Annotated in this window: 6 protein-coding genes; 2 read left to right on the top strand and 4 right to left on the bottom strand. The window is 71.1% G+C overall.

Annotated features, from left to right (window positions below; translation table 11 throughout):
- Positions 1–421: 421 nt before the first annotated feature.
- Entirely contained in the window at positions 422–787 is a 366-nt protein-coding gene (locus tag ACZ63F_RS06215; protein WP_469709152.1) for a hypothetical protein, read from the bottom strand.
- Between the two features lie 70 nt (positions 788–857).
- On the opposite strand from ACZ63F_RS06215, the gene ACZ63F_RS06210 reads away from it, so the two are divergent.
- Together ACZ63F_RS06210 and ACZ63F_RS06205 are read left to right on the top strand one after the other, a co-directional pair.
- Positions 858–1,130 (top strand): hypothetical protein, encoded by a 273-nt coding sequence (locus ACZ63F_RS06210; RefSeq protein ID WP_469709151.1) that lies wholly within the window; start codon positions 858–860, stop codon positions 1,128–1,130.
- A gap of 5 nt (positions 1,131–1,135) precedes the next feature.
- Positions 1,136–1,312: a hypothetical protein gene (locus ACZ63F_RS06205; RefSeq protein WP_469709149.1), complete on the top strand. Its 177-nt coding sequence runs from the start codon at positions 1,136–1,138 to the stop codon at positions 1,310–1,312.
- 40 nt (positions 1,313–1,352) lie between these two features.
- Here ACZ63F_RS06205 and ACZ63F_RS06200 read toward each other — a convergent pair whose 3' ends face one another.
- The 3 genes from ACZ63F_RS06200 to ACZ63F_RS06190 form a co-directional block, all read right to left on the bottom strand.
- Positions 1,353–2,132 (bottom strand): hypothetical protein, encoded by a 780-nt coding sequence (locus ACZ63F_RS06200; RefSeq protein ID WP_469709147.1) that lies wholly within the window; start codon positions 2,130–2,132, stop codon positions 1,353–1,355.
- A gap of 139 nt (positions 2,133–2,271) precedes the next feature.
- Positions 2,272–4,725 (bottom strand): SpoIIE family protein phosphatase, encoded by a 2,454-nt coding sequence (locus ACZ63F_RS06195; protein ID WP_469709146.1) that lies wholly within the window; start codon positions 4,723–4,725, stop codon positions 2,272–2,274.
- 16 nt (positions 4,726–4,741) lie between these two features.
- Positions 4,742–5,485, bottom strand: a complete 744-nt coding sequence (locus ACZ63F_RS06190; protein WP_469709144.1) for a TetR/AcrR family transcriptional regulator — start codon at positions 5,483–5,485, stop codon at positions 4,742–4,744.
- Positions 5,486–6,089 lie beyond the last annotated feature (604 nt).

The following is a 6,089-nucleotide window of genomic DNA, read 5'->3' as shown; positions in this document are numbered from 1 at the left end:
CGAATGGCGGGAGCAGCGGGTGGTCCGGCGGGTGGTGAGTAGGGTTCCTAACAACCCTCCGCCCGAAGGGGGGGGGTGACCCCGCGCCCCCCCCCCCCCCCCCCCCCCCCTCCCCCAGGTCCGTTGCGACAACGGGGTGAGCAGTACCGTGCCGAGGCAGCATGCTCCACTCCCGAAGTCCAACTCGCGGCGCGCTCTGGGCAATTCACCGTCCGGACTGCCTGGACCGACTCGGTCCTCGCCCTCGTCCGCCGCAGCCGGCGCCAGTGCCGCGAGCGGCAGGCCGACGAACAGAATGCCGCCGTCGCCTTCGCCGACGGCTTCAGCGGACCACCGCATCCGCGACACAACTCGGCCCCCGCATCGTCTCCCATGACCACGATCAGCCGCAGCCGGGGAACGCCGTCCCTGCCCATCCTGGTCAGGCGAGGTCGGTCAGGTCCTCCGCGAACACCTGCGACAGCGGTTGCGGTCCCACGTACTGCTGGCAGTTGCATCGGCCGGCCTCGTAGCGCAGCGGCCTCTTGTTCTCGTCCCAGGCCGTTGGCACTTCGACGCGTTCGTGGCACTGGCCCTGCTTGTCGTGCTTGGCGAGATGGTGCGTGCATCCACACACTGGCTCCGGCGGCTTGTGCGCCGCTTCGACGGCCAACCGTTCCTGCTTCGCCGCCTCCAGCAGCTGCAACTTGCGCTCATGCCGATTGCGCAGTGCGGTACGGACGTTCTCGGCTGCCCACGCGAAGCCGCCCGTCCAGAAGACGATGAGAACCCACCAGAACCAGTCCACCAGCTGCCCCCTTCCCCCTGTCCTGCCGTGGGCCAGCATAGATGGCTCATCCGAGGCGCTTGGTCTGGTCATGCAGACACAGCTTCTCAGCTCACCGGCAAGGTCGCCGCGCTCGGCGACAACGGCGATCGAGACCCCTGGCCTCAGCGGCCTGGCCGGCGAGCCCGGTTCCGCCGAGCAGCTGCTCAAGGGACTCGCCGCCGGGGTACCGATGAACCGACTCGGGCGCCCCGAGGAGATCGCCGAGACCGGCCTGTTCCACTCGACCCGGGGCGGAAGGCCGCGACGCGACCAGCGGCGGGCAGCCGCCCCGGCGACACCCTCTGAGGAGAAAACACCATGAACACCGTGACCGAGCTGCTCGCCGCGAACCTGCACGAAGTGTTCGGCAACCGCGACCCCGGCAGCCGCCGCGCGGCCATCGAACGGATCTACGCCGAGGACGTCGTGTTCACCGATCCGGAAGGCGTCAGCACCGGCTGGGACGGCAGGATCGCCACCGTGCTCACTTTGTTCACCGCCTGAGCGGAATCGCCCGTTGCGGGGAACGGTCCCCGGTCCCGGGCTATGTCAGGTTGAGTACGTCACCGGCCGACACCTTCAGTGAGGTGGTCGTGGTGCCGGGGAAGTACCAGCGCCAGCTGCCCGCCGAGGTGACGGTCACCTTGGTGCTCAGCTTTCCGGCGCCGTCGGTGGTCGCGGTCTTGACGGTGCCGTAGTGGGCCGCGCCCTTCTTGCGGAACTGGAGCTTGACCTGCTGACCGGCGAATCCGTGGTACTTCAGGTCTTCCCAGTTGGCCCGTGACAGCTTCCCGGTGACGGTCGCCTTGGCGCCCTTGGTGACGTTCTCGGGTGCGATCACCGTGGTGAGCCGGGTGGCCCGCTTGACCTTGTACTCGGCGATGTCGTCGGAGATCCAGTAGTCGCCGTCGTTCGCCTTGACGGTGGCGTCGACCCGCCAGACACCGGCGACCCTGTTGGTGTCGATGCTGTCGCTGTCGGGGATCCACGCCGGGTCGATGGTCATCGTCGCCCGGCACACCGATGTGGTCGCACTCTTCCTCGTGCAGGACGAGTTGTCGTCCCAGGTCGCGAAGGTGTAGGCGTTCGTCTTGTTGAAGGTGAGGACGTCCGTGAGCTTCTTGACCCCTGAGTTGTCCTTGACGGTGATGTCGATCGGGTACCGGATCGTCTTCGACGTTCCCACGATGACGTTGCCACCACCGTTGACGACGGTCTTCACGACCCGGATGTCGCCCCGCCCCTCCGCGTGTGCTCCGGTCGCCGTCGTCAGCACCAGGGCCGCTGCCCCGCCGGCCGCGGCCCAGGCCGTTCTGCCTCGCATGGTCCTCCCCTTGTCGTGCGCTTGCCAGGAGAGGCTACGTGATCACGGTTCCGGCCCTGACGGCACGGACCTCCCGGGCCCCGCGCGCAGGCAGCACGGACGGGGCGTCGTCGGCCGGGCCGGTTCGGTGCCGGCGCTCTCAGGACGGAGGGGGGTTGATCTCCTGTTCGGCCCAGACCGTCTTGCCCGTGGACGAGTTGCGGGTGCCCCGCCGGCTGGCGAGCTGTGCGACGAGGAAGAGACCGCGCCCGCCCTCGTCCGTCGGACGGGCATGGCGCAGACGAGGGACGGAGTCGCTGGTGTCCGTCACCTCGATCACCAGCACCTCGTGCCGGATGAGACGAAGGGTGAGGGGACCGGCGCCGTGGCGCACGGCGTTGGTGACCAGCTCGCTGACGATGAGTTCGGTGGTGGCGACCAGACCCTCCAGTCCCCATTCGGTCAACTGGGCGGTGGCCAGGGCCCGGGCGTGCGCGACCACCACGGGATCGCTCGGCAGGTCCCAGGTGGCGAGCTGCGAGGGCGGGAGCGAACGGGGCCGTGCCAGGAGCAGCGTGGCGTCGTCGTCCAGGGCCCGGGACGGCAGGGTGTCGAACGCTGCCGTGCAGAGTTCGTCCAGCGGGCGGTCCGGCCGGGCGAGGGCGGTTCCGAGCCGTCCTATCCCCGCGTCGATGTCCTGGTCCCGGGTCTCCACCAGACCGTCGGTGTAGAAGGCGATCAAGCAGCCCTCGGGCAGGTCCACCTCCACGGACTCGAAGGAGGCCGGTCCCACACCCAGCGGCAGCCCGGCGGGCAGGTCGGGGACGGACATGCCGCCTCGCGGCGAGATGATCACGGGCGGCGGGTGACCCGCGCGGGCCATCGTGCAGCGGCGCGTGGCCGGGTCGTACACGGCGTACAGGCAGGTGGCGCCCGACTCCGCGGCGGCGCGTTCCGGGATGTCGCTGTCCTCCACGCCGAGGCGGGAGATGGTGTCGTCGAGGTGGGACAGAAGCTCGTCCGGGCACAGGTCCAGGTTGGCGAGGGTGTGCACCGCGGCCCGGAGCCGGCCCATGGTCGCCGCCGCGTTGATGCCGTGGCCGACCACGTCGCCCACGACCAGGGCCACCCGCGCGCCGGACAGCGGGATGACGTCGAACCAGTCGCCGCCCACGCCGTGTTCCGTGTCGGCGGGAACGTAGCGGGACGCCACCTCGACGGCCGCCCCGCCGACCAGCCTGCCCGGCAGCAGGTTGCGCTGGAGGGCGAGGGCGGCGGTGCGTTCGCGTACGTACCGGCGGGCGTTGTCGAGGGACAGGGCGGCACGCGCGACGAGTTCCTCGGCCAGCCGCAGGTCGTCCGTCTCGAAGGGCACGGAGTCGCCCATGCGCACGAAGACCGCGACGCCCAGCACCGCGCCCCGCGCGTGGATCGGCACGATCATCAGCGAGTGCATGCCGTACCTGCGTACTTTCTCCAACCGTTCCTGGTCCTCGTCGAGCCAGGTGCCCCGTGCGGTGGTCAACACCGGTTCGAGATGTGATTCGCCCGAGACCAGGACCTCCGTGAAGGGGGAAGGAGCCGGCACGGACACGGTGTCCCCGCGCGAGAAGAGCGACTCCGGTGCGCCGTCGTGGACCGAGGCGACCCCCGCACGGCGGAACGCGGGCACGCGGCCGTTCGCCGCGCCGAGCCGGGCCAGGGAGTCCTCGCCCTCCGCGACGGACTCCGCCAGGTCGACGCTGACGTAGTCGGCGATGCGGGCCACGGCGAGGTCGGCGAGTTCCTGACCGGTTCTCATCACCTCCAACGTGGTCCCGATCCGGGTGCTGGCCTCGCTGAGCACGGCCAGGCGTTCGCGGGCCCGTTGCCGGTCGGTCACGTCGACGCTCATGACGCACACCCCCAACGTGCGGCCCTCTGCGTCGTCGAGGCGGAAGAACGAGGTCGAGAACGCGTGCTCCTGCTGTGGCCCCGTCGGCCTCCACGCGCGGTACTCATGGTCGACCTGCGGCTTCCCGCTCCGCAGGACCAGTCGCATCACCGCCTCGACCGACTCGGCCTCGGGTCCCGGCAGCACTTCCGTCAGCCGGCGCCCGAGTCTCTTCTCCCGCGGTATGCCGTCCTGCAGCGCCAGCGCGTCGTTGACCCAGGTGCACCGCAGATCGGTGTCGCGAACGGCGATGCCGACCGGCGCCCCGGTGAGCAGAGCCCGCACACCGGCGCCGTTCATCGGCCACGAGGGAACGGCCGTCATCTCGGTCGCGGTCACCAGCCAGCGCACCCCGCGGTCGCGCTCGGTGAGGGGATGGACCCGCAGGTACACGTCCCGCGGCGGTCCGTCGCCGCGGTGGAGGCCGACGATCCCGGACCAGCCGTCGCCGCGGCGGCTCAGGTCGGTGAAGGCAGGTGCCCTCAGGACCACCGCCGGGTCCGCCAGGAGCCGTCCGGCGAAGAGGCCGATCGCGTCGTCGGCGACGACGCCGCTGAGCCGCTCCGCCTCCGGACTCCACGCGACCACCACTCCGTGCGCGTCCACCACGGCCATCGCGGGGCCTGCGGACTGCCCGGCTTCCCGTCCGACCTCCGGCATCGTGTTCGTGGCTCCGGCCATCGGCGCCGTCCCTCCTTCAGGATGCCGACCGCGCGGCGGAGTTCGCGTCGGCGAGGCGGTCGAGCCAGTCCGCCAGGAGCGCGCCCTCGGACGGTGTCAGCGGGGTGGTGCGGTCCCGGGACAGCGCCTCGCGCAGAGCGGCGGCCCGGCTTGCCACAACGGCGCACGAGTCCTCGCCCGTGCCCTGCTCCCCCACGGTGTCCGCGGTCGTGATCATGCGCAGCGCGTGTTCACGGGCGGTAGCCGGCAGGGTCTCGTCCCGCTCGGAAGGCGGCGTGGCGATCAGGGACAGTACGACCCCCAGGCCCATGGCATGGACAAGCTGAGTGGCCCGCTCCACGCTCATGCGGAGCCGGCCGGCGGCGGCCACCCGGGCGAGGGTCTGGCGCAGGATGGCGATGGTCTCGAGCCCGCCCGGCATGCCGCCGCGATAGCGGCCCTCGCCGTACATCAGGACGTAGAAACCGGGGCGTGACAGACCGAACCCGACGTGCAGGTCCCAGGAACGGCGCAGGTCCTCGACCGGATCGTCGGTCTGCTCAAGCGCCTGCTTCTCCCGCAGGTACTGCTCGAAACCGTAGGCCGCGAGGGCGTCGAGCAGGCCGTCCTTGTCGCCGAACAGGCGGTAGAGGGTGGGCGGCTGCACACCGGCGGCCGCGCTCACGGCACGCGTCGAGACACCCGCACGACCCTGCGAGCTCAGGAGCTCCGCGGCGGCGCGCAGAACCCGCGTCTGGGTACGTACGGCCCGCTCTTGCATCCGTCCAATTTATCACCGTTGCGATTATTTTGCGTAACAGTGATATAGTTTCTGGGCCGCGCGAGGGCAACGTGGGCGTCCATGAAGACGCCGGCCGGCTCCTGGTCGGGCCTGCGTACGCGCCGACCGCCGCGGCTGACGCGGTTCCTCGCGGCCGTGGTCGGCGTCCTGATCTAAGGGCCGCACATCGGCTGGACGTCGCCCGCGGCGCTGACGCGATACGCCTGGGCTGCCGTCGCGACGGCGGGATTCGTGCGGGTCGAGTCCCGCCGGCCCGAGCCGCCGATGAACCTGCGACTCTTCCGGCGCCCGGTCGTCAGCGGCGCCGTTGTGGGCTCTGTCGCGGTCTTCATCGCCTTGAACGTGACGCTGCAGCTCTACAGCCCTCCACCTGCCCTACACCCGGCAGTGGACGCCGCTGGCCGCGGGCGTGGCGGCCCTGCCGCCGGCCGCTGGCCGCTCGCCGCTCGCCGCTCGCCGCTCGCCGCTCGCCGCTCGCCGCTCGCCGCTGGAGCGAACGTCCTCGCCCTCTGGTCCGGCCGCATGGTCGCCCGTACGGGACCGGGACGCCGACGCGAACGAGCGCGGCCAGCACCCCGGCGGC

The organism is Streptomyces sp. NPDC104761 (assembly GCF_055583445.1).
This window is presented reverse-complemented; position numbering and strand designations above follow the sequence as displayed.

Excerpts from the sequence above, each read along its gene's own strand:
- ACZ63F_RS06210 (WP_469709151.1), top strand. The coding sequence starts at position 858 with ATGCAGACACAGCTTCTCAGCTCACCGGCAAGGTCGCCGCGCTCGGCG.
- ACZ63F_RS06200 (WP_469709147.1), bottom strand. The coding sequence starts at position 2,132 with ATGCGAGGCAGAACGGCCTGGGCCGCGGCCGGCGGGGCAGCGGCCCTG.
- ACZ63F_RS06195 (WP_469709146.1), bottom strand. The coding sequence starts at position 4,725 with ATGGCCGGAGCCACGAACACGATGCCGGAGGTCGGACGGGAAGCCGGG.
- ACZ63F_RS06190 (WP_469709144.1), bottom strand. The coding sequence starts at position 5,485 with ATGCAAGAGCGGGCCGTACGTACCCAGACGCGGGTTCTGCGCGCCGCC.